At 69.8% G+C, this 20,816-nt stretch carries 17 protein-coding genes; 10 read left to right on the top strand and 7 right to left on the bottom strand.

Annotated features, from left to right (window positions below):
- Positions 1-73 precede the first annotated feature (73 nt).
- The gene (locus U5771_RS28550; protein WP_322027073.1) at positions 74-1,471 is read left to right on the top strand and encodes a sigma-54 interaction domain-containing protein; all 1,398 of its coding nucleotides are present in this window, start codon (positions 74-76) and stop codon (positions 1,469-1,471) included.
- Positions 1,472-1,539: 68 nt separating this feature from the next.
- Here the strand turns inward: U5771_RS28550 and U5771_RS28555 are convergent, their stop codons facing one another.
- The 4 genes from U5771_RS28555 to U5771_RS28570 all read right to left on the bottom strand — a co-directional run bounded on the left by U5771_RS28555 (position 1,540) and on the right by U5771_RS28570 (position 8,564).
- Positions 1,540-2,568, bottom strand: coding sequence for a MerR family transcriptional regulator (locus U5771_RS28555; protein ID WP_322027074.1), 1,029 nt, complete (start codon positions 2,566-2,568; stop codon positions 1,540-1,542).
- A gap of 133 nt (positions 2,569-2,701) precedes the next feature.
- Positions 2,702-4,309: an efflux transporter outer membrane subunit gene (locus tag U5771_RS28560; protein WP_322027075.1), complete on the bottom strand. Its 1,608-nt coding sequence runs from the start codon at positions 4,307-4,309 to the stop codon at positions 2,702-2,704.
- 2 nt (positions 4,310-4,311) lie between these two features.
- Positions 4,312-7,458, bottom strand: a complete 3,147-nt coding sequence (locus U5771_RS28565) for an efflux RND transporter permease subunit (RefSeq protein ID WP_322027076.1) — start codon at positions 7,456-7,458, stop codon at positions 4,312-4,314.
- On the bottom strand, positions 7,455-8,564 hold the full coding sequence (locus U5771_RS28570; RefSeq protein WP_322027077.1) for an efflux RND transporter periplasmic adaptor subunit: 1,110 nt from the start codon (positions 8,562-8,564) through the stop codon (positions 7,455-7,457). The genes U5771_RS28565 and U5771_RS28570 overlap by 4 nt, the downstream gene beginning before the upstream one ends.
- Positions 8,565-8,755: 191 nt before the next feature.
- Here U5771_RS28570 and U5771_RS28575 point away from each other — a divergent pair, with 191 nt between their 5' ends.
- Entirely contained in the window at positions 8,756-9,376 is a 621-nt protein-coding gene (locus U5771_RS28575; protein WP_322027078.1) for a TetR/AcrR family transcriptional regulator, read from the top strand.
- A gap of 70 nt (positions 9,377-9,446) precedes the next feature.
- On the opposite strand, the gene U5771_RS28580 is transcribed toward U5771_RS28575, so the two are convergent.
- Together U5771_RS28580 and U5771_RS28585 are read right to left on the bottom strand one after the other, a co-directional pair.
- Entirely contained in the window at positions 9,447-11,180 is a 1,734-nt protein-coding gene (locus U5771_RS28580; RefSeq protein ID WP_322027079.1) for a ClcB-like voltage-gated chloride channel protein, read from the bottom strand.
- A 115-nt stretch (positions 11,181-11,295) separates the two neighbouring features.
- Positions 11,296-12,366, bottom strand: coding sequence for a YeiH family protein (locus tag U5771_RS28585; RefSeq protein WP_322027080.1), 1,071 nt, complete (start codon positions 12,364-12,366; stop codon positions 11,296-11,298).
- Between the two features lie 111 nt (positions 12,367-12,477).
- Between U5771_RS28585 and U5771_RS28590 the strand changes: the two genes are divergently transcribed.
- From U5771_RS28590 to U5771_RS28625, 8 genes are all read left to right on the top strand, one after another.
- Positions 12,478-13,371 (top strand): LysR family transcriptional regulator, encoded by an 894-nt coding sequence (locus U5771_RS28590; protein WP_322027081.1) that lies wholly within the window; start codon positions 12,478-12,480, stop codon positions 13,369-13,371.
- Between the two features lie 151 nt (positions 13,372-13,522).
- Positions 13,523-14,287 carry a sugar phosphate isomerase/epimerase gene (locus tag U5771_RS28595; protein ID WP_322027082.1) on the top strand — a complete coding sequence of 255 codons (765 nt, stop codon included), beginning with the start codon at positions 13,523-13,525 and terminating at the stop codon, positions 14,285-14,287.
- A gap of 28 nt (positions 14,288-14,315) precedes the next feature.
- Entirely contained in the window at positions 14,316-15,308 is a 993-nt protein-coding gene (locus tag U5771_RS28600; RefSeq protein WP_322027083.1) for a sugar kinase, read from the top strand.
- Positions 15,309-15,473: 165 nt separating this feature from the next.
- Complete coding sequence (locus tag U5771_RS28605) at positions 15,474-16,754, top strand: MFS transporter (RefSeq protein ID WP_322027084.1); 1,281 nt, start codon at positions 15,474-15,476, stop codon at positions 16,752-16,754.
- Between the two features lie 5 nt (positions 16,755-16,759).
- Positions 16,760-17,725, top strand: a complete 966-nt coding sequence (locus U5771_RS28610) for an NAD(P)-dependent oxidoreductase (RefSeq protein WP_322027085.1) — start codon at positions 16,760-16,762, stop codon at positions 17,723-17,725.
- Positions 17,726-18,047: 322 nt separating this feature from the next.
- Positions 18,048-19,091 (top strand): LacI family DNA-binding transcriptional regulator, encoded by a 1,044-nt coding sequence (locus U5771_RS28615; RefSeq protein ID WP_322027086.1) that lies wholly within the window; start codon positions 18,048-18,050, stop codon positions 19,089-19,091.
- Between the two features lie 54 nt (positions 19,092-19,145).
- Positions 19,146-19,934 carry a YhfC family intramembrane metalloprotease gene (locus tag U5771_RS28620; protein WP_322027087.1) on the top strand — a complete coding sequence of 263 codons (789 nt, stop codon included), beginning with the start codon at positions 19,146-19,148 and terminating at the stop codon, positions 19,932-19,934.
- A 12-nt stretch (positions 19,935-19,946) separates the two neighbouring features.
- Positions 19,947-20,309, top strand: coding sequence for a DUF3022 domain-containing protein (locus U5771_RS28625; protein WP_322027088.1), 363 nt, complete (start codon positions 19,947-19,949; stop codon positions 20,307-20,309).
- A gap of 45 nt (positions 20,310-20,354) precedes the next feature.
- Here U5771_RS28625 and U5771_RS28630 read toward each other — a convergent pair whose 3' ends face one another.
- Positions 20,355-20,786: a PGDYG domain-containing protein gene (locus tag U5771_RS28630; protein WP_009689594.1), complete on the bottom strand. Its 432-nt coding sequence runs from the start codon at positions 20,784-20,786 to the stop codon at positions 20,355-20,357.
- Positions 20,787-20,816: the final 30 nt, after the last annotated feature.

Genomic DNA, 20,816 nt, shown 5'->3' on the forward strand with positions numbered 1-20,816 from the left:
CGTCTGGCAGTGTCGTGGCAGAATTGGCAGCCAGCCTGGCAGTCCGTCCGGCCATCCGTTCCCGAGCCTCCCCATGAATCCGCACGACACCATTCCGATCGTTCCCGCGCCGTCGCGCGACGTCATGCCCGACGTGCGCGCGCTCGTCGCGTATCTGGAGCAGGATCCGCAGCCGATGATCGTCGTCGATCCCGACTACCGCATCCTCGCCGCGAACGATGCGTACCGGCGCCAGTTCGGCGTGGCGGGCGTCGAGCACGTGGGCCGGCACTGCTTCCAGGTCTCGCATCACTACGACGTGCCGTGCGACCAGGCGGGCGAGCATTGCCCGATGAAGCAGGCGCTCGAGTCGCGCGGCCTGAACCGCGTGCTGCACATTCACCATACGCCGCGCGGCCCCGAGCACGTCGACGTGGAGTTGCGGCCGATCTTCGATGCACAGGGCGACGTGATCGCGTACGTCGAGCGGCTGACGACGGTGCGCAGCGCGTCCGCGCAACCGAGCGCGGAAGGGCTCGTCGGCGGCGCGGACGCGTTCAATGCGGCGCTCGGCGCGCTGCAGCGCGTCGCGCCGTCGAGGCTGCCCGTGCTGCTGCTCGGCGAATCGGGTACCGGCAAGGAGCTGTTCGCGCGGGCGCTGCACGAGGCGAGCGAGCGTGCGATGGGGCCGTTCGTGGTAGTCGATTGCTCGGGCATCGCCGAGACGCTGTTCGAGAGCGAACTGTTCGGCTACGAGAAGGGCGCGTTTACCGGCGCGAACCAGCGCAAGCCGGGCCTCGTCGAGACCGCGCAGGGCGGCACGCTGTTTCTCGACGAGATCGGCGACGTGCCGCTGCCGATGCAGGTGAAGCTGCTGCGGCTGATCGAGTCGGGGACGTTCCGGCGCGTCGGCGGCGTCGAGGCGCTGCGCGCGGATTTCCGGCTCGTCGCGGCGACCCACAAGCCGCTGCGCGAGATGATCGACGACGGCCGGTTCCGCCAGGACCTGTACTACCGGATCAACGCGTTCCCGATTCCGCTGCCCGCGCTGCGCGAGCGGCGCGGCGACGTCGCGCTGTTGGCCGAATCGATCCTGCGGCGCATCGCGAATGCGCGTGCCGGCGCGGGCGACGCACTCGCGCGGCCGTTCGCGGCCCGGCCGTTCGTGCTGTCCGAGCGTGCGCGGGCGTGCCTCGACGCGTATGCCTGGCCGGGCAACATCCGCGAGCTGCGCAACGTGCTCGAACGCGCGTGCCTGTTTGCGGACGACGGGACGATTCGCGTCGAGCATCTGCCGGCCGAGCTGGTCGCGGCGTCGGCCGCGCCGCACGCGCGTGCGGCGGACGCGCGCGGCGTGTCGGACGCGGAACTCGTGCGGATTGCCGGCACGTTCGACGGCACGCGCAAGCAGCTGGCCGAGCACGTCGGGATGAGCGAGCGCACGCTGTACCGGCGGATGAAGGCGCTCGGGCTCGGGGTGCGCGACCGGTGAGCGGGCGCGTCGTGTGCGATCCGGGCGCGATCCGGTCGCGCCCGGCGCAGTGCCCGGGCGTCACGCCATCAACGCGCCGGCGCAAGCTGCGCCATCGCCGCGCGCACGAAACCGAGCAGCGTGTCGTCGGCCCATGAGTCCTTCGTCAGCGCGGGCTCATTCATCAGCGCATGCCGGAATTTCGCGTGCGTGGCCGGATCGTTGCCCGCATAGCCGCGGAACAGGTCGAGCCAGCGTTGCGCGAGCGCGCGGCCTTCCGGCGAATCGGGCTTCGCGCCCGCATCGATCGCGTCGCGCACGTCGCCCATCAGCTGCGGCCATTCCATCGCGCGCTCACCGTAGTGCGCCCGCATGAAGCGGATCTCGTCCGGCGCGAGATACTTCTCGAAGATCCGCATCTTCGTTTCCGAGGACGCGCGCAGCACATAGTCGCGCAGTGCCGTCGAGATGCCGATTTTCGACTGCATCGACGGTTCGCGCTCGTGCATCAGGTTGAGCTTCGCCAGCAGCCGCGGATCGTTGTTCGTGTCGCGCACGAGCAGTGCCATCCAGCGGCCGGCAAGCGCGCGCACGCGCTCGTCCTCGGGCGGCACGCCCGCGTCGTGCAGCGTGCGCACGTCGGCGACGAGTGCGATCCATTCCGCGTCGCCGGCCTGGCTCTTGCGGTACATCGGCAGGCGCGCGAGTTCTTCCTCGGAAAAGTATTTGTCGTACACGGTCATCAACTCCAGTGTGGTGAGCCAATCGGCCAGTTCCGGCTCCGTGCCCGCCGCGAGTTGCGCGTGCAGGTGCACGAGCCGCTCGCGCAGCTGCGCGGTCTGCGCAAGCTGGTGGTCGAGCGACGCGATCTGTTTCGCGACGAGCTCGACGAGCGGGGTGCCGGGCTGGTTCAGGTAATCGCCGATTTCGGCGAGCGACAGTCCGAAGCGACGCAGGGCCTGGATCTGGTGGAGCCGGGCGATGTCGTCGCGGTCGTACAGCCGGTAGCCGTTGTCGGCGCGCGCCGAAGGCGTCAGGAGACCGATCGCGTGATAGTGATGAAGCGTGCGGACGGTCAGTCCGCTGCGTTTCGCCAGTTCTCCCACTTTCAGCCGCATGGTGTCCTCCGTTCGGTGCGCACACTGGAGTCTCGAACGTTACGCTACGTGAGGGTCAAGCGGAAGATCGCGGATCGGCGCGCGGGGGTGGTCCCGCGCGCCGCGCGCCCGGCGCGGGGGCGCGCTATTGCGGTTATTGCGGAGACGGCGGCGCGTCGGGCGTGGCCGCGCGCGCCTGGGCGGCGGGGGTGTCTTGATCCGCGTGGCCGGTGTGGCCGGTGTTGCCGGCCGAGTCGGCTGTCCCGGCTTTCGCGGCTTTCGCGTCCTTGCCGGTCGCGTCGACCGGCGGCGTGCCCATCGCCTGATAGAGCCGCGCGGTATCCGCGAAGCGTGCGCCGGTCGCACGGATCTCGTCGAGCCGCGCGTTGCGGTACTGCAGCTCGCTCGCGCGCGCGGCCGCCGGCGGCAACGCGCCGAGCCGCACACGGGCGGCCGCGTCGTCGTACGCGCCGTGCGCGGACAGCGCGGCGCGCGACGACGCATCGAGCGCCTCCGCGTCGTGCTCGAGCGCGGCGAGCGAATCGGCGACGTTCTGGAACGCGCTCAGCACGGTCTGCTTGTACTGGTCGACCGCGGCCGCGTAGGTCGCCTTCGCCGCACGGCGCTGCGCGAGCAGCGCGCCGCCGTGGAACAGCGGCTGGCTCAGCGACGCGCCGACGTTCCAGATCGCGCCGGCGCCCGACAGCATCGTCGGCCAGCTGAAACCGCCTTTGCCCATGGCCGCCGACAGCGACAGCTGCGGGAACAGCTGCGCGGTCGCGACGCCGACTTCGGCGGCGGCCGCTTTCAGCCCCGCGTCGGCGGCCTGGATGTCGGGGCGGCTTTGCAGCAGGTCGGACGGCACGACCACGGGCACCTGCTCGGGCAGGTGGAGGTCGGCGAGCGTGAGGTCGGCGGGCGGCCGGTCGGGCGTGCGGCCGACCAGCACGGCGAGCGCATGGCGCGCCGTGTCGCGCTGCTGGCGCAGCGCGGGCAGGCTCGCGGCGAAGGTGTCCGCGCTTTGCTGCGCGTTCAGCGCGTCGCTGTGCGACGCCGAGCCGAGCGCATAGCGGCGTTGCGCGTCGTGCGCCTGGTCGTTCGCGAGCGCGACGAGCCGTTCGGTGGTGGCGATCTGCGCGTTGAGCACCGACACCGTGATCGACGCGGTGACGAGGTTCGCGGCGAGTGCGCGGCGCGCCGATTCGAGCTGGAACGCGCTGACGTCGACGCGCTTCGCGAGCGCGCGGTTCGCGAAACGCGACACGCCGAACAGGTCGACCGTATAGCTCGCCTGCAGTTGCCCGACGAACGTGTCGTACAGCAGCGTCGGCGCGCCGAGCGCGGGGATCGGCACGCCGAGCGCACGCTGGCGCGTGGCCTGGCCGCCCGCGTCGATCGACGGCAGCATCGAGCTGCCGATCTGCCCGCGCAACTGCTCGCGCGCGGCATCCAGCGAATGCGACGCCGCACCGAGCGTCGGGCTGTTGCGCAGCCCTTCGTCGACGAGCGCGTTCAGCGCCTCGGAGCGGTACTGGGTCCACCAGTCGGGCACGGGCTGCGCGCCGACTTCGAACTGTTGCGCGACGCCTTGCGCGGCGACCGTCTGCTGCACTTGCGGCGCGGCGCCGTAATGCGCGGGCGACGGCATCGCGGGCGGCTCGCCGCTCGGCGCGAACCACGCGCAGCCGGCGAGCGGGCCGACGAGGCTCGCGGCCGCGAGCGCCCGCGCGGCCTTCGTTTTCAGGTTCATCGACAGTTCCATGATCAGGCTCCCGACGGCGCGGCAGGCGTGCCGTCGTGCGGCGGGCCGTCCAGCGGGTCGCGTTCGTCGCGCTTCACGCGGAACCACGCGGCGTACAGCGCGGGCAGGTAGAACAGCGTCAGCACGGTCGCGCTCGTGATCCCGCCCATCAGCGCGGTCGCCATCGGCCCGAAGAAGTTGGAGCGCAACAGCGGGATCAGCGCGAGCACGGCGGCCGCGGCCGTCAGCGTGATCGGGCGGAAGCGCCGCACGGTCGCGCCGACGATCGCGTCGAAGCGTCCGTGGCCGGCCGCGATGTCCTGCTCGATCTGGTCGACGAGAATCACCGAGTTGCGCATGATGATCCCGAACATCGCGATCACGCCGAGCATCGCGACGAAGCCGAACGGCTGGCCGAACAGCAGCAGCGTGCCGACCACGCCGATCAGCCCGAGCGGGGCCGTGAGCACGACCATCAGCACGCGCGAGAAGCTCTGCAGCTGGATCATCAGCAGCGTGAACACGGCGATCGCCATCAGCGGCATCTGCGCGTTGATCGACGTCTGCGCCTTCGCGCTTTCCTCGACCGACCCGCCGATGTTGATCTGGTAGCCGACCGGCAGTTGCGCGCGCAGCGCATTCAGCTTGCCGTCGATCGCATGCGTGACGTCGATGCCCTGTGCGCCGGCGCGTACGTCGGACTGCACGGTGATGGTCGGCTGGCGATCGCGTTCCCACACCACGCCGTATTCGAGCGTCGGCGTGAAGCGGCCGAGCGAACCGAGCGGCACGGGGCCGTTCGAGGTCGGCATCGCGACGCCCGCGAGCCGGGCGGGATCGACGCGATCGGCGCGCGGCGCACGCAGGTCGACCGCGATCAGCTTGTCGCGTTCGCGGTATTGCGTGACGGTCGTGCCGGACAGCGTCATCGCGAGGAAGCTCGACACGTCCTGCGACGTGACGTTCAGCTCGCGCGCCTTCTTCTGGTCGAGCTCGAAGCGCACCGAACGCTCGGCCGGCTCGTCCCAGTCGAACTGCACGTTGACCGTGCGCGCGTCGCCGCGCATCGTCGCCGCGACCTTCTCGGCGATCGAGCGCACCGTCGCGATGTCGTCGCCGCTCACGCGGAACTGCACGGGGTAGCCGACGGGCGGCCCGTTCTCGAGCCGCGACAGGCGCCAGCGCACGGCCGGGAACCGGTCGCGCAGCGTGGTTTCGAGCCAGCTCGCGAGCTTCTCGCGATCCTCGACCGATTTCGCGGTGACGACGAACTGCGCGAAGTTCGGCAATTGCAGCTGCTGGTCGAGCGGCAGGTAGAAGCGCGGTGCGCCGCTGCCGACGAAGTTCACCGAGTGGTCGATCTCGGGCCGCTGGTCGAGCACCTTCTCGAGGCGTTCGGTCTCGCGCAGCGTCGCCGCGAACGACGCGCCTTCGGGCAGCCGCAGGTCGACCAGCAGCTCGGGGCGATCGGAGCTCGGGAAGAACTGCTGTGGCACGAGCGAGAAGCCCATCAGCGCGACGACGAAGAGGGCGCCGGTGATCAGCAGCACGACGAAGCGCCGCTCGATGCACCAGTCGATCCAGCCGCGCAGCCGCGTATAGAAGCGTGTGTCGTAGATGTCGTGCTCGTGATCGTCGGGCAGGTGGGCTTCGTGCGCGTGCTTCTTGCGCTCGGGCAGCAGGTGATAGCCGAGCAGCGGGATCAGCACGACGGCCGCGAACCACGACGCGATCAGCGCGATCGCCGACACCTCGAAGATCGAGCGCGTGTACTCGCCGGTGCTCGATTTCGCGAGCGCGATCGGCAGGAACCCCGACACCGTGACGAGCGTGCCCGTCAGCATCGGGAACGCGGTGCTCGTGTACGCGAACGCGGCGGCGCGCGCACGGCTGTAGCCCTGCTCGAGCTTCACGGCCATCATCTCGACCGCGATGATCGCGTCGTCGACGAGCAGCCCGAGCGCGAGCACGAGCGTGCCGAGCGACACCTTGTGCAGCCCGATGTCGAACAGGTACATGAACAGCGCCGTGACGGCGAGCACGACCGGAATCGAGATGACGACGACCATCCCGGTGCGCAGGCCGAGCGACACGAGGCTCACGACCAGCACGATCGCGACGGCCTCGGCGACGGCTTCGAGGAAGTCGTCGACCGAATGTGCGACCGCGTGCGGCATGCTCGACACCAGCGTCAGCTTGAGACCGGCCGGCAGTTGCGCCTGCAGGTTCTTCGATTCGGCGTCGAGCGCCTTGCCGAGCCGGATCACGTCGCCGCCCGGCTGCATCGTCACACCGATGCCGAGCACCGCATGGCCGGCCGTGCGCATCTGCGTGACGGTCGGATCGTCGTAGCCGCGCGTCACGGTGGCGAGATCGCCGAGCCGGAACGTGCGGCCGTTGATGCGGATCAGCGTGTCGGCGATCGTGGCGACGTTGTCGAACTGGCCGCTCGGCCGCACGAACACGCGATCGTCGGCGGTCGTCAGCACGCCGGCCGACGAGATGTCGTTCTGCGCGTTGATCGCCTGCCCGAGCTGCTGGGGCGAGATGCCGAGGCGCGTGAGCTGCGCGTTGTTCACTTCGATGAAGATCCGCTGGTCGGGATCGCCGAAGTAGTCGACCTTGCCGACGCCCGGCACGCGCAGCAGCACGGTGCGCAGCTGGTCCGCATGGTCGTGGAGCTGCGCGGGCGTGAAGCCGTCGCCTTCGAGCGTCCAGATGTTGGTGTAGACGTCGCCGAACTCGTCGTTGAAGAACGGGCCCTGCACGCCGGGCGGCAGCGTGTAGCCGATGTCGCCGACCTTCTTGCGGATCTGGTACCAGGTCTCGGGCACGTCCTTCACGGGCGCCGAGTCCTTCATGGTGAAGAAGATCAGCGATTCGCCGGGCCGCGAATAGCTGCGCAGGAAGTCGATGGCCGGCGTTTCCTGCAGCTTGCGGCCGATCCGGTCGGTCACCTGTTCCTGCACCTGCCGCGCGCTTGCGCCGGGCCAGAACGTGCGGATCACCATCACGCGGAACGTGAACGGCGGGTCTTCGGATTGCGCGAGCCGCGTGTACGCGAGGATGCCCGCGAGCGTCGAGAGCGCGATCAGGTAGACGACCAGTGCCTGGTGGCGCAGCGCCCATGCCGACAGGTTGAACCGGCCTTCTTCGCGGGGGCTGCTCATGACGCGAAGTCCTCCGGATGCAGCGGCGCGACCGGCCGCACCTTCTCGCCCGCGCTGACCGTATGCACGCCTTGCAGCACGACGCGCTCGCCCGGCTGCAGCCCGTGCGACACGGTGACGGTGCGTTCGTTGAAGCGCGCGACGTCGACGCGGCGCAGCTCGAGCGTGTCGTCCTTCGTGCGCACGACCCACACGGCCGGATGCGGGCCGTCGTGGAACAGCGCGGTCGCGGGCAGCGTGATGCTCGGCGCGTTGCCGTCAACCGGCGCGCCGTCGAACGCGACGTTCGCGGTCATCCCGAGGCGCACGGCCGGATCGGGGGCGGCGAGCGTGAGCTTCACGCGATAGGTGCGGCTTTGCGGATCGGCGGCCGGCGCGATTTCGCGCACCTTCGCGGCGAACTGGCGGCCCGGCAGCGACGGCAGCGTGACGCTCGCCGCGTGACCCGGCGTGAGCGACGCGAGCGCGGCTTCGGGCACGTCGCTGACGACATCGACGTCGCCGGACCACGCGAGCTGGTAGACGGCCTGGCCGGCCGATACGTTCTGGCCGGTGTCGGCCTGTTCGGCGGTGATGGTACCCGCGTGATCGGCGACGAGCGTCGCATAGCGGAGCTGGTTCTTCGCGAGCGCGAGCTGCTGCTGCGCCTGGTCGCGCTGCGCGAGCGCCGACGTGTAGCTGTTCTCGGTCTGCTCGAGCTGCGCGGTCGCGATCAGGTTCTCGCGCGCCTGCGCGCGATCGCGCTCGAGCTGCTGCTTCGCGAACGCGAGGCTGTGCGACGCGGCATCGAGCTGCGCCTGCGCGCTGGCGGCGTTCTTCTCGACGTCGGACGGATCGAGCAGCGCGACGACCTGGCCGGCCTTGACGGCATCGCCGAGCCGCACCTTGCGCTCGACGATCTTGCCCGCGATGCGGAACGACAGCGGTGTCGCATAACGTGGCTGGATCTCGCCGGGCAGCGTGGCCGCGGCCGCGGCACCGTCGGCGTGCGCGGGCAGCGCGACGACCGGGCGCGGTGCGGGCGGCGCGGCTTCCTTCGGGTGACAGGCGGCGAGGACGAGCGCGGTGCCGATCAGCAGCACGGCGCGGGAACCGGAGCGATTCACGAAACCCCCAGATGAGGTGAGAGCGGAACGAAGCCGGCAAGCGCGGCGGGCGCTTGCCCCGAGTGGCGCCGACCCGGCGCGCACGAACAGAGCCGAACGCATTCGTTCGGAAACTGTGGCGGATTCTAATACACACCTGTATCTGAATGCAAAGATGAATCTGAAAGCCGGATGGTGCTAGACTGCGCGCCATGAAACCACAGCGCTTAACTCGCGAGCAGAGCAGGGACCAGACGCGCGAACGTCTGCTGAATGCCGCGCACCGGATTTTTATGAAGAAAGGCTATGTCGCGGCGAGCGTCGAGGACATCGCGGCGGCCGCCGGCTACACGCGCGGGGCGTTCTACTCGAACTTCCGCAGCAAGTCGGAACTGCTGCTCGAGCTGCTCGAGCGCGACCATGATTCGGTGCGGGCCGATTTCGAGGCGATCTTCGAGGTAGGCGGGCCGCGCGAGCAGATGGAGTCGACGGCGCTCGCGTACTACCGGACGCTGTTTCGCGACGACGAGTATTCGCTGCTGTGGGGCGAGGCGAAGCTGCAGGCGGCGCGCGACGCGAAGTTTCGCGTGCGCTTCAACCAGTTCCTGCACGGCAAGCGGCTGCAGATGGCCGAATTCATCCAGCGCTTCGCCGAGCGCGCGGGCACGCCGCTGCTGTTGCCGGCCGAGACGCTCGCGTTCGGGCTGATGTGCCTGTGCGACGGTGTGCAGTCGTATTACACGGCCGATCCGCAGCACGTGTCGGCCGACGTGGCCGAATCGGTGCTCGCGGGCTTCTTCGCACGGGTCGTGCTGGGGCGCGCGCCGGACTGAACGATCCGGCGGGCGGCGCGGTGATCGAGGCGGCGGCGCCCGCCGCACCGGGCGCCACGCACGGGAGCCGTCAGCGCTCGCCGGTCATCCGCCGGTACGCATCGAGCAACGATGTCTTGTAGACGACCCCCGCGAGCGTCGGCTCGGCCTCGCTTTCGATCACCGGCAGCCGTTCGCCCTGGAACGCCATGAAGCGTTCGAGCGCGGTCGCGAGCGGCATGTCGGGCGTGAGCAGTGGAAACGGCGTATGCGCGTAGTGCGCGGCCGTCTTGTCGGTCGTGTCGCGCTTGTCGAGCAGGTCGGACGTGATGTCCTTCAGCGCGACCGCGCCGCGGAAGCGCCCGGCGTCGTCGGTCACGTACAGGTACTTCACCGGGTATTCGAGAAACACGCGCGTCATGTCGGCGACGCTCGCGGCGAGCGGCACGACCGTCTGCGCGGGCTGGATCAGCTCGCGCATCTGGGTGGTGCGCAGCCGCAGCCGTTCCCGTGCGTCCTGATGATGGTGCAGCGTGATCTCGTACATCGACGTCGTGCCGGTCGCACGCGCGACGAAATACGCGAACACGCACGACACCAGCAGCGGCAGCACGACCTGGTAGCTCAGCGTCATCTCGAAGATCATCAGGATCGCCATCAGCGGCGCCTGCGTGGCGCCGGCCATGAACGCGCCCATCCCGACCATCGCGTACGCGAAGTACGCCGACGTGTGGCCGGGCCACAGCGCGTTCATCGCGAGCCCGAACAGCGAGCCGAACACGGCGCCGACGAACAGCGTCGGCGTGAACACGCCGCCGACCGCGCCGGAGCCCGCGGTCGCGGCGGTCGCGATCACCTTGAACACCAGCACCGCGACGAGCGCCTGCCAGGTCCACGGCGAATGCAGGATGTGGTTCACGACGCTGTAGCCGTTGCCCCATACGTCCGGAATCCACACCGAGATCACGCCGACCACGAGGCCGCCGAGCGCGAGCCGCACCGGCAGCGGCACGGGCAACCGCTTGAACTGGTTCTTGGACGCATCGAGCAGGTGCAGGAACTGCGGCGCGAGCACGCCGCACAGCGCGCCGAGCACGACGAACAGCAGCACCTCGGGGCCCGTCACGGCCGGGAACACCGGCATCTCGTACGGCGGCCGGTAGCCGGCGAATTCCCGCATCACGATGTTCGCGACGACGGACGCGACGACCATCGGCCCGAAGCTCTCCATCGCGATCGTGCCGAGCACGATTTCGGACACGAAGAACGCGCCGGCGATCGGCGCGTTGTACGCCGAGGTAATGCCGGCTGCCGCGCCGCACGCGACGAGCAGGCGCAGGCGCGGCGGATCGAAGTGCACGAAGCGGCCGACCAGCGACGCGGCGAGCGCCGCGAGCTGCACCATCGGGCCTTCGCGGCCGATCGAGCCGCCGCTGCCGATCGTCAAGAGCGACGACACGCTGCGCCACAGGCTCTGCCGTACCGGCACGACGCCGTCGCCGAGCGCGACGGCTTCCATGTAGTCGGTCTTGCCGGATTTCCGGTCGCCGCGCGTCGCGAGCAACAGCACGCAGCCGGCGAGGAAGCCGCCCGCGGCCGGCATCCAGAAGCGCACGTACCACGGCAGGCTTTTCGCCATCTGCACGAAGCTGCCGCTGTGCCCGGAGATCAGGTGCTGCATCAGGTCGATGCCTTCGCGGAACGCCATGGTGGCGAAGGCGCCGCCGACGCCGACGACGGCCGACCAGATCAGCATCGTATGGGCGTCCGACAGGCGGAACAGCGTCTGGGCGCGAGTGCGCAGCTTCAGCAGGAACGAGAGCACGGCTGAAAGAGGATGATGAAGAGGACGAAGGAAAACGACGCGAAGCATAGCACTGCGCCGCGCCCGCGGGACCTTCCCGTCGGGCGCGGCGCGTGTCGCGGCGGGGATGCGCGGCTCAGCCAAGCCAGTGCTGCACGGCCCAGGTGATCCCGTAGCCGCCGGCGATCAGCCACACGTACAGGATCAGGCCGGTGGTCAGGGCGCGCGGGCCGGCCTCGCGGATCTGCGACACGCGGGTCTCGATGCCGAGCGCGGTCATCGCCATCGTCAGCGCGAAGGTGTCGAGCACGTTCAGCGTGTGCGTGACGTCGGTGGGCAGCACGTTCAGCGAATTGACGATCACGAAGCCGAGGAAGCCGAGCGCGAACCACGGCACCGCCACCTTGCGCTTGCCTTGCGCGCCGTCGGCGTCGGCCGAACGTGCGGAGCGGGCGAGCCACCAGCCGAGCGTGAGCAGCACCGGCACCAGCAGCATCACGCGGGTCATCTTCACGATCGTCGCGACGTGCGTGACCTGCGGGCTGATGTCGCTCGCCGCGCCGACCACCTGCGCGACCTCGTGGATCGTGCCGCCGAAGAACAGGCCGAGGCCGGTCGGGTCGAGGTTGAGCAGGCCGGCGTGATACGCGAGCGGGTAGAGGAACATCGACAGCGTGCCGAACAGCACCACGCTGCCCACGGCCATCGCGCTCTGGTGCGGCTTCGACTGCAGCGTCGATTCGAACGCGAGCACGGCGGCCGCGCCGCAGATCGCGCTGCCGGCGGCGGTCAGGAGCGCCGCGTCGCGATCGAGCTTCATCACCTTCATGCCGACCCAGGTGCCGATCGCGAGCGTGCTGACGACGACCAGCACCGATACCGTCAGGCCCGGCAGGCCGACCTGCGCGATTTCCTGCAGGCTCACGCGCAGGCCGAAGAACGCGACCGCGATGCGCAGCAGCTTGCGCGCGGAAAAGTTGACGCCGGCCGCCCAGCTCGCGGGCATGCCGTCGCGCAACGCGTTGCCGTACAGCGCGCCCGCGACAATGCCGACGATCAGCGGCGACAGGCCGAGCCCGGCGATCGCCGGGAGTTGCGACAGACTGGTGACGGCGGCGGCGAACAGCGCGACGAACAGCACGCCGTTCAACTGGCCGCGCATCGACGGCGCGGCGTGGTTGAGATGGGGAGTTGGAGCAGTGGACATGGGGCACCGTGATCAAGCAGGTTGCGATGGCTTAATCCTAATTTGGTTATATCGATATGAAAAATAGTGATTTGTGACGTAAACTATCCGGAAAGCCGATAATTCATCTCCATGACCCCGGATCAACTGATAACGTTCGCGGCCGTCGCCGAACATCTGAACATCAGCCACGCTGCCGTGGCGCTGCATCTGTCGCAGCCGGCCGTGTCGGGCCAGCTGCGCCAGCTTCAGGACGAATTCGGCGAGCCGCTGTACCAGCGCGACGGCCGCGGCATCCGCCTGACGCCGGTCGGCGAGCAGCTCGCGCAGTACGCGAAGGCGCAGCGCGACACGTTCGCGCAGGCGCGCGCGTTTCGCGACGCGGTGCGCGGGCTCGACGCCGGCACGCTGCGGATTGGCGCGAGCACGACGCCGGCCAGCTACCTGCTGCCGTACCTGATCGCGGCGTTCCAGCCGCGCGTGCCGCGGGTCGCGATCCACACGATGAGCGGCAATACGGCCGACGTGGTGGCCGCGCTGGCGTCGCTCGACATCGCGATGATCGAAGGGCCGCCCGGCGAGGCGCTGCCGCCCGGCACCGCCGTGCACGCGTGGCACGAGGACGAGATCGTCGCGGTCGTGCCGGCCGGACATCCGCTCGCCGCGCCCGACTACGAAACCGGCGTCACGCTCGACGCACTCGCCGCGCATCCGCTCGTGCTGCGCGAGGAGGGCTCCGCCGTGCGGCAGCTCGTCGAACGCGCGTTCGCGCACGGCACCGCGCCGATGCGCGTCGCGTTCGAGATCGCGGGCGTCGAGGCCGTGAAGGAGGCCGTGCGCGCGGGGATGGGCGTCGGCTTCGTGTCCGCGATGTCGCTGCGCCACGAGGGGGCGGCGCTCGTGCCGCGCTCGCTGGCGCCGGCACCGCTCACGCGCCATTTCTCGATCCTGGTGCCGCACGGCGCCGCGCCGTCGCGCGTGGCCGCCCAGTTCCTCGACATGTGCGTCACGCACGACGCCCGATAGGCGGCCGAAGCCGGCCCGGGAACGCCGCAGGCGCGCGCTCGCACGGCAGCCGGTCTTAGGGATTTCCTCTATGGCGTGCACCAGACGCGAAGCGCACCATCCGTCTCAAGCAAATGGAACCGGTTCCATTCCGGTGAAAAAAAGGGCAGAAATGGCAGACATCGTGATCGTGGCGAGCGCATTCGGGATGGACCGCGTGCGTCAGGAGGGCCACCGTGCATTCATCGCGACCGCGGCGGCATCCGGCGCGACGGGCTTCGAGGTGCGGCGCGAACTGTTCGCATCGGACGACGACGCGACGCCCGGCGCGCTGGCCGCGCTCGGCACGGCACTCGCCGCGCACGGGCTGTGGTCGGTCTATTCGACGCCGGCCCTGTTGTACACGGAAACCGGCGCGCTCGATGCCGACGCGCTGCGCGACACGCTCGTGGAAGCCGACGCGCTCGGCGCGCGTTTCGTCAAGTTCCAGCTCGGCGGCTTCGCCGGCGACGCGCATGCGGCCGAGATCGTCGCGCTGTCGCGCGGCGCGCGTGCCCGCGTGGTGGTCGAGAACGGCCAGTTGCCGGTGGGCGGCGCGCTCGCGCAGTTCCGCGGGCTGTTCGATGCGCTGGCCGCGGCGAGCATGCCGGATGCACTCGGCATGACGTTCGACATCGGCAACTGGCAGTGGCCGGGCGAAGCGCCGCTCGCGTGCGCGCACGCGCTTGCGCCGCACGTGGAATACATTCATTGCAAGGCAGTCGTTGGCGAGGGCGCGCGCCGCTTCGCGGTGGCGCCGGCGCCGGGCGATCCGCTCGTCACGGGCGTGCTCGCGGCCCTGCCGCAAGCGGCGCCGCGCGGCATCGAGTTTCCGTTCGATGCGGCCGACCTGGCGGGCGATGCCGGCCGGCGCGTCGCGTGGCTCGCCGCCGCGTGACGCCGGAAGGATACGGAGGAATGCACTCATGAAAGCAGCACTCGATGTCGTGACCTACGGCGAAGCGATGGCGATGTTCGTCGCCGCCGAGCCCGGTCACCTCGCGCATGCCGCGCAATTCTCGAAGCGGATCGCGGGCGCGGACCTGAACGTCGCGATCGGCCTGTCGCGGCTCGGCTTCCGGGTCGGCTGGATGAGCCGGGTGGGCCGCGATTCGTTCGGCGGCTACGTGCTCGACACGCTCGCGCGCGAAGGCATCGACGCGTCGTGCGTGACCGTCGATCCGCGCTATCCGACCGGCTTCCAGCTGAAGTCGCGCAACGACGACGGCAGCGATCCGACCGTCGAATATTTCCGCAAGGGCTCGGCCGCGAGCCACCTGTCGTGCGACGACTATGTGGCCGACTACGTGCTCGGCGCGCGGCACCTGCATTTGACGGGCGTAGCACCTGCGATTTCCGCGACGTCGTGCGAGCTCGCGTTCCAGCTGGCGCGCGAGATGCGCGCGGCCGGCAAGACGATCTCGTTCGATCCGAACCTGCGCCCGACGCTGTGGCCGTCCGCCGACGTGATGGCGAAGACGCTGAATGCGCTCGCGACGCTCGCCGACTGGGTGCTGCCGGGCCTCGCCGAAGGGCAGCAGCTCACCGGGCACGACACGCCGGCCGACATCGCGGGCTTCTACCTGGCACAGGGTGCGCGCGGCGTGGTGATCAAGCTCGGCGCCGAGGGCGCGTACTTCCGCACGGCCGACGGCCACGAGGGCACGGTGGCGGGCGAGCGCGTCGCGAACGTGGTCGACACGGTCGGCGCCGGCGACGGCTTCGCGGTCGGCGTGGTCAGCGCGCTGCTGGAAGGCCGGTCCGTCGAGCAGGCGGTCGCGCGCGGCAACCGCATCGGGGCGCTCGCGATCCAGGTGATCGGCGATTCGGAAGGCCTGCCGACCCGTGCGGCGCTCGATCAGCTCGAAAACGTCAGCAATCGCGCCGATCGCTTAGAGGAAACCGTCACCGCGCAATGAGAGGCCGGACACGGCACAATCCGCGGACCCATTTCGTGCTTCGTGCACGGTTTTGCATGAGGCCGGAGCAGGCGCCGATGCGCCGACGCCGGTCGATTCCCGACAGGACGGGAGCGGAGCCAGGCGTTTGATCCGCCTGCTCCGATCTACCCAGGAGACACTCTGATGGCAGCCAATCTTGCAGCTCGACGCTGGTGGACGATCATGCCGATCGTCTTCATCACCTACAGCCTCGCTTACCTCGACCGCGCGAACTACGGGTTCGCGGCGGCCGCCGGCATCAACCAGGACCTCGGGATCAGCAAGGGCCTGTCGTCGCTGATCGGCGCGCTGTTCTTCCTCGGCTACTTCTTCTTCCAGATTCCGGGCGCGATCTATGCGGAGCGCCGCAGCGTCAAGAAGCTCGTGTTCGCCAGCCTCGTGCTGTGGGGGGCGTGCGCGGCGCTCACCGGCGTCGTCACCAACATCCCGTCGCTGATGGCGATCCGCTTCGTGCTCGGCGTGGTCGAGGCGGCCGTGATGCCGGCGATGCTGATCTACATCAGCAACTGGTTCACGAAGAACGAGCGCTCGCGCGCGAACACGTTCCTGATCCTCGGCAACCCGGTCACCGTGCTGTGGATGTCGATCGTGTCGGGCTACCTCGTGCACGAATTCGGCTGGCGCCACATGTTCATCGCCGAAGGCGTGCCGGCCGTGATCTGGGCCGTGTGCTGGTGGTTCCTCGTGCAGGACAAGCCGGCCGATTCGCCGTGGCTCAACGCGCAGGAAAAGCGCGACCTCGACGCCGCGCTCGCGGCCGAGCAGGCGACGATCAAGCCCGTGCGCAACTACGGCGAGGCGTTCCGTTCGCCGGCCGTGATCAAGCTGTGCGCGCAGTACTTCTGCTGGAGCATCGGCGTGTACGGCTTCGTGCTGTGGCTGCCGTCGATCGTCAAGAACGGTTCCGAGCTCGGGATGGTCGCGACCGGCTGGCTGTCGGCGCTGCCGTACCTCGCGGCGACGATCGCGATGCTGGTCGCGTCGTGGGCGTCCGACAAGGTCGGCTCGCGCCGCGGCTTCGTGTGGCCGTTCCTGCTGGTCGGCGCGGCCGCGTTCGCCGCGTCGTATGCGCTCGGCTCGTCGCATTTCTGGATCTCGTATGCGCTGCTGGTCGTCGCGGGCGCCGCGATGTATGCGCCGTACGGCCCGTTCTTCGCGATCGTGCCGGAACTGCTGCCGAAGAACGTCGCCGGCGGGGCGATGGCGCTGATCAACAGCATGGGCGCGCTCGGCTCGTTCGTCGGCTCGTATTTCGTCGGCTACCTGAACGGTGCGACCGGTTCGCCCGTCGCGTCGTATGCGTTCATGAGCGTCGCGCTCGTCGCCGCGGTGATCCTCACGCTGTCCGTCAAACCCCAGGCGCGCGATGCGCACCCGCTCGCGACGCCGCTGCAAGGAAAGTGAAAACGATGAAGCCTCGTATCGTCGCGTACAAGCCGCTGCCCGATGACGTTCTCGCGTACCTGCGCGAGCACGCGGACGTCGTGCAGGCCGACGGCGCCGACGCGCTCGCCGACGCCCTCGCCGACGCGGACGGCGCGATCGGCGCGAGCCTGAAGGTCACGCCGCGGATGCTCGATCGCGCGCCGCGGCTGAAGGCCTGGTCGACGATCTCGGTCGGCTACGACAACTTCGACGTCGCGGATCTCACGCGGCGCGGGATCGTGCTCGCGCATACGCCCGACGTGCTGACGGAATCGACCGCCGACACCGTGTTCTCGCTGATCCTCGCATCCGCGCGGCGCGTGGTCGAACTGGCGGAGTGGGTGAAGGCCGGCCACTGGCATCGCAGCATCGGCCCCGATCTGTACGGCACCGACGTGCAGGGCAAGACGCTCGGCATCGTCGGGCTCGGGCGGATCGGCGGCGCGGTCGCGCGCCGCGCGGCGCTCGGCTTCCGGATGCAGGTGCTGTACACGAACCGTTCCGCGCACGCCGAAGCCGAGACGCAGTACGGCGCGCGGCGCGTCTCGCTCGACGCACTGCTCGCGCAGTCGGACTTCGTGTGCCTGCAGGTGCCGCTGTCGCCGGAAACGCATCATCTGATCGGCACGGCCGAATTCGCGAAGATGAAGCGCGGCGCGATCCTGATCAACGCATCGCGCGGGCCGGTGGTCGACGAGGCCGCGCTGATCGACGCACTGCGCGCGGGCACGATCCGCGGCGCGGGGCTCGACGTGTTCGAGAAGGAGCCGCTGCCGGCGGATTCGCCGCTGCTGCGGATGAACAACGTGGTCGCGCTGCCGCATATCGGCTCGGCGACGCACGAGACGCGTCATGCGATGGCGCGCTGCGCCGCGGAAAACCTGGTCGGCGCGCTGGCCGGCACGCTGCGCACGAACCTCGTCAATCCCGACGCGCTCGCGCGCGCCTGAGCGGGCGCCGCCAGCCGGCGGGGCCGCCGGCGCCGTTAGAGGCGATGGTCTTGGTGCGGGAGGGCAGGCTGCGTTATGATCGCCCGCTCGTCGCATCGACGACCCGGCCGCACGGCCGGCGGCGTCCGGCGACGGGCATCCGTGCCAGGTCCGGTGCGGCCGGTCGCCATGTGTTTCAGGCGACCGGAGCGGGCGCGCATGCGCCGGCTCCGGTCGACCGCGAAGCAGGGGAGCGGCGGCGTCCGCCGGGTGGCTTTCGTATCCAACAACAAAGGTCCGTCCGCACACGAAGCGGCGCGGATCGTACGACGCGAGGCACGACTTGAGCGATTCGCAACCTTCCACGCAGCGTCCGGCGACGATCAGCGACGTCGCACGCGAAGCCGGCACGGGCAAGACCAGCGTTTCGCGCTATCTGAACGGCGAGACGCACGTGCTGTCCGCCGATCTGCGCCAGCGGATCGAGACGGCGATCGCGCGCCTCAACTACCGGCCGAACCAGATGGCGCGGGGGCTGAAGCGCGGCCGCAACCGGCTGCTCGGCATGCTCGCGGCCGACCTGACCAATCCGTATACCGTCGAAGTGCTGCAGGGCGTCGAGGCCGCGTGCCACGCGCTCGGTTACATGCCGCTCATCTGTCACGCGGCCAATGAAGTCGAGATGGAGCGGCGCTTCCTGCAGCTGCTCACGACCTATCGTGTCGAAGGGCTGATCGTCAACGCGCTCGGCGCCGAGGAAGACGTGCTGCGCCCGCTGCGCGGCGGCGGCATCCCGGCCGTGCTGGTCGACCGGACGGTCGAGGGCTTCGAGGCCGACCTGATCGGGCTCGACAATACCGATGCGATCGAGACGGCGCTCGCGCACCTGATCGCGCGCGGCTTCGATGCGATCCATTTCGTCGTGCAGCCGTTCGAGCGCGTCAGCTCGCGGCGCCTGCGCGAGGCTGCGTTCCGCGCGGCGCTCGAGGCGCGCGGGCTGCCGGTACCGCCGACGGTCGTGCTCGACCTGAACGAGCCTGCCGCCGCCGCCGCGGCGCTCGCCGACCTCGACGCGCGCATCGACGACGCGACGCGGCGCGGCGTGCGTGCGGCGCTGTTCGCCGCGAATGCGCCGGTCGCGCTCGCGATCGCGCGCCACCTGCGCGCGCGTTTCGGCGCTGCGTGGCAGGAAAAGGCCGCGCTGCTGTCGATCGACGATCCGGAGTGGGCCGAGCTGATCGGCATCACGACGATCCGCCAGCCGACCTACGAGATCGGCTACAAGGCCGTCGAATTCGTGCACGAGCGCATCGACGGCGCGGTCGGCGACGTGCGCGTCGCGCTGCTGCCGGGCGAGCTGATTGCGCGCGCGTCGACCGCAAGCTGAGTATCATTCGGGGCACGCGGCGCGTCAGGTGCGCTGCCCCGAACAAGGAAATTCATGACTGTCGCCCCCGTCACGCTGGCGGTGCTGATCGCCGCCACGCTGATCATCGCGCTACTGCCGTTCGTTCTCTTCCGTACCCTGCGCAAGCCGCTTGCGCTCGACCGCCGCGACACGATCGTCGGCGTCGCCGTCTTCACGCTGTTCGCGATGATCGTCGAACGTGCGTTCCATGGTCTCGTGCTGAGCCAGACGCCTGCCGGCGGCTGGCTCACGCAGCCGCTCGCGTTCGTCGCGTACAGCGCGCTCGCGACCGCCGTGTTCGAGGAAGTCGGCCGCTATCTCGGGATGCGCTTCCTCAACCGCCGCTACGGCGCGTCGGCCGGCGACGGGCGCGGCATCGGCTACGGGATCGGCCATGCCGGTGCCGAAGCGTGGTTCGTCGGCGTGCTCGTATGGGGCCAGTGGTCGTATCTCGCGTGGCTCGCGAGCCGCGGGCAGCTCGAGACGCAACTCGCGGACCTGCCGGGCGATACCGTCGTGCGGCCGCACGTGATGCTGGCGACGCTGTCGGCACAGTCGGTCCTGCTGTTGCTGATCGAGCGCTGCGCGGCGTTCGCGGTGCAGCTTGCGCTGTCGGTGCTGGTCTGGCGCGGTGTGCGCGCCGGCCGCGCGGGCGTGCTGCCGCTCGCGATCGTGCTGCATGCGCTGGCGGTCGCGCCGGCGCTGCTGTACCAGGTGCGCGTGCTGCCGGCCGGGTCGCTCGAGGCCGTGTATGTCGTGCTGGCCGCGATCCTGGTCGCCGTGCTGGTGAAGACGTGCCGGTCGCCGCGCGCGGCGGCCTGACGGGAGGGCGGAATGGACGACTATCTGATCGAATGCCAGAGCGCCGAATTCGACGCGCTCGCGCGCGTGATCTGCGATCTCTTTCCGGAGCAGACGCGCTTTGCCGAAAGCAGCGACGAACGCGGGCGGTTCCTGTCCGTGCACTGGCTCGCGATGCGCTTCGGTTCGACGCCGAAACGGATGACGCTCGACATCCGCATCGTGCCGGGCGCGCTGGCGCGCTATCTGGCGCTCAGGCCGATGCAGCGCGCCCGCAGCCATGCGGTGCTGCATGCGTACACGGAAGCGATGCTGGGCTCGCTCGAGGAGCGGCACGCGGCCGGCGAGGCCGTCGAGCGCGACGCGGAGCTCGAACTCGACGAAGATTTTGCGTGAGTGCTCGCGTGAGCGCGCGCCGGCGTGAGGCCGGGGTATAGCGCGTTATGCGTCGCGGTAGACCTGCGCGAAACGCTGCGCCTGCACGACACCGTAGTCGCCGGGCGCATACTGCATCACCCAGTCGCCGGCGACGCCGCGCAGCGTGTCGCCGTTTTCCGAGCGGGCGATCGTGAACGGCTCGTCCATCCGGCGGGCGAGCACGACGGCCGGCCGGTTTCGGTAGGCGCCCGGCGCGCCGTGCGCGAGCGCCGGATCGGCGGGCAGGTACTTCGCGTCGAAGCGCGCGCGCGACACGACCCAGCGGTCGCCGGTCGAGCCGGTGATCAGCGCGTCGCCCGCGACATAGCGGTTCGGGCCTTCGAGGCTCATCAGTTCGCCGTCGGCATCCGCGAAGGCGACCGTGACGGTTTCGTCCTTCACGACGCGACGGGCCTGCGGGTCGGTACGCAGATCGATGTGCTTGAGTTCGAGCATGGCAGGGGGAAGTGCGGGAAAAGCCGGGAG

It is taken from the genome of Burkholderia sp. BCC1977 (assembly GCF_905339595.1).
Taxonomy (GTDB): Bacteria; Pseudomonadota; Gammaproteobacteria; order Burkholderiales; family Burkholderiaceae; genus Burkholderia.

Bases quoted from the DNA above. Each gene is read 5' to 3' on its own strand.
- U5771_RS28630 (WP_009689594.1), bottom strand. From the start codon at position 20,786: ATGCTCGAACTCAAGCACATCGATCTGCGTACCGACCCGCAGGCCCGT.
- U5771_RS28625 (WP_322027088.1), top strand. From the start codon at position 19,947: ATGGACGACTATCTGATCGAATGCCAGAGCGCCGAATTCGACGCGCTC.
- U5771_RS28560 (WP_322027075.1), bottom strand. From the start codon at position 4,309: ATGGAACTGTCGATGAACCTGAAAACGAAGGCCGCGCGGGCGCTCGCG.
- U5771_RS28590 (WP_322027081.1), top strand. From the start codon at position 12,478: ATGACCCCGGATCAACTGATAACGTTCGCGGCCGTCGCCGAACATCTG.
- U5771_RS28555 (WP_322027074.1), bottom strand. From the start codon at position 2,568: ATGCGGCTGAAAGTGGGAGAACTGGCGAAACGCAGCGGACTGACCGTC.
- U5771_RS28610 (WP_322027085.1), top strand. From the start codon at position 16,760: ATGAAGCCTCGTATCGTCGCGTACAAGCCGCTGCCCGATGACGTTCTC.
- U5771_RS28595 (WP_322027082.1), top strand. From the start codon at position 13,523: ATGGCAGACATCGTGATCGTGGCGAGCGCATTCGGGATGGACCGCGTG.
- U5771_RS28585 (WP_322027080.1), bottom strand. From the start codon at position 12,366: ATGTCCACTGCTCCAACTCCCCATCTCAACCACGCCGCGCCGTCGATG.
- U5771_RS28565 (WP_322027076.1), bottom strand. From the start codon at position 7,458: ATGAGCAGCCCCCGCGAAGAAGGCCGGTTCAACCTGTCGGCATGGGCG.
- U5771_RS28600 (WP_322027083.1), top strand. From the start codon at position 14,316: ATGAAAGCAGCACTCGATGTCGTGACCTACGGCGAAGCGATGGCGATG.
- U5771_RS28575 (WP_322027078.1), top strand. From the start codon at position 8,756: ATGAAACCACAGCGCTTAACTCGCGAGCAGAGCAGGGACCAGACGCGC.
- U5771_RS28605 (WP_322027084.1), top strand. From the start codon at position 15,474: ATGGCAGCCAATCTTGCAGCTCGACGCTGGTGGACGATCATGCCGATC.
- U5771_RS28550 (WP_322027073.1), top strand. From the start codon at position 74: ATGAATCCGCACGACACCATTCCGATCGTTCCCGCGCCGTCGCGCGAC.
- U5771_RS28620 (WP_322027087.1), top strand. From the start codon at position 19,146: ATGACTGTCGCCCCCGTCACGCTGGCGGTGCTGATCGCCGCCACGCTG.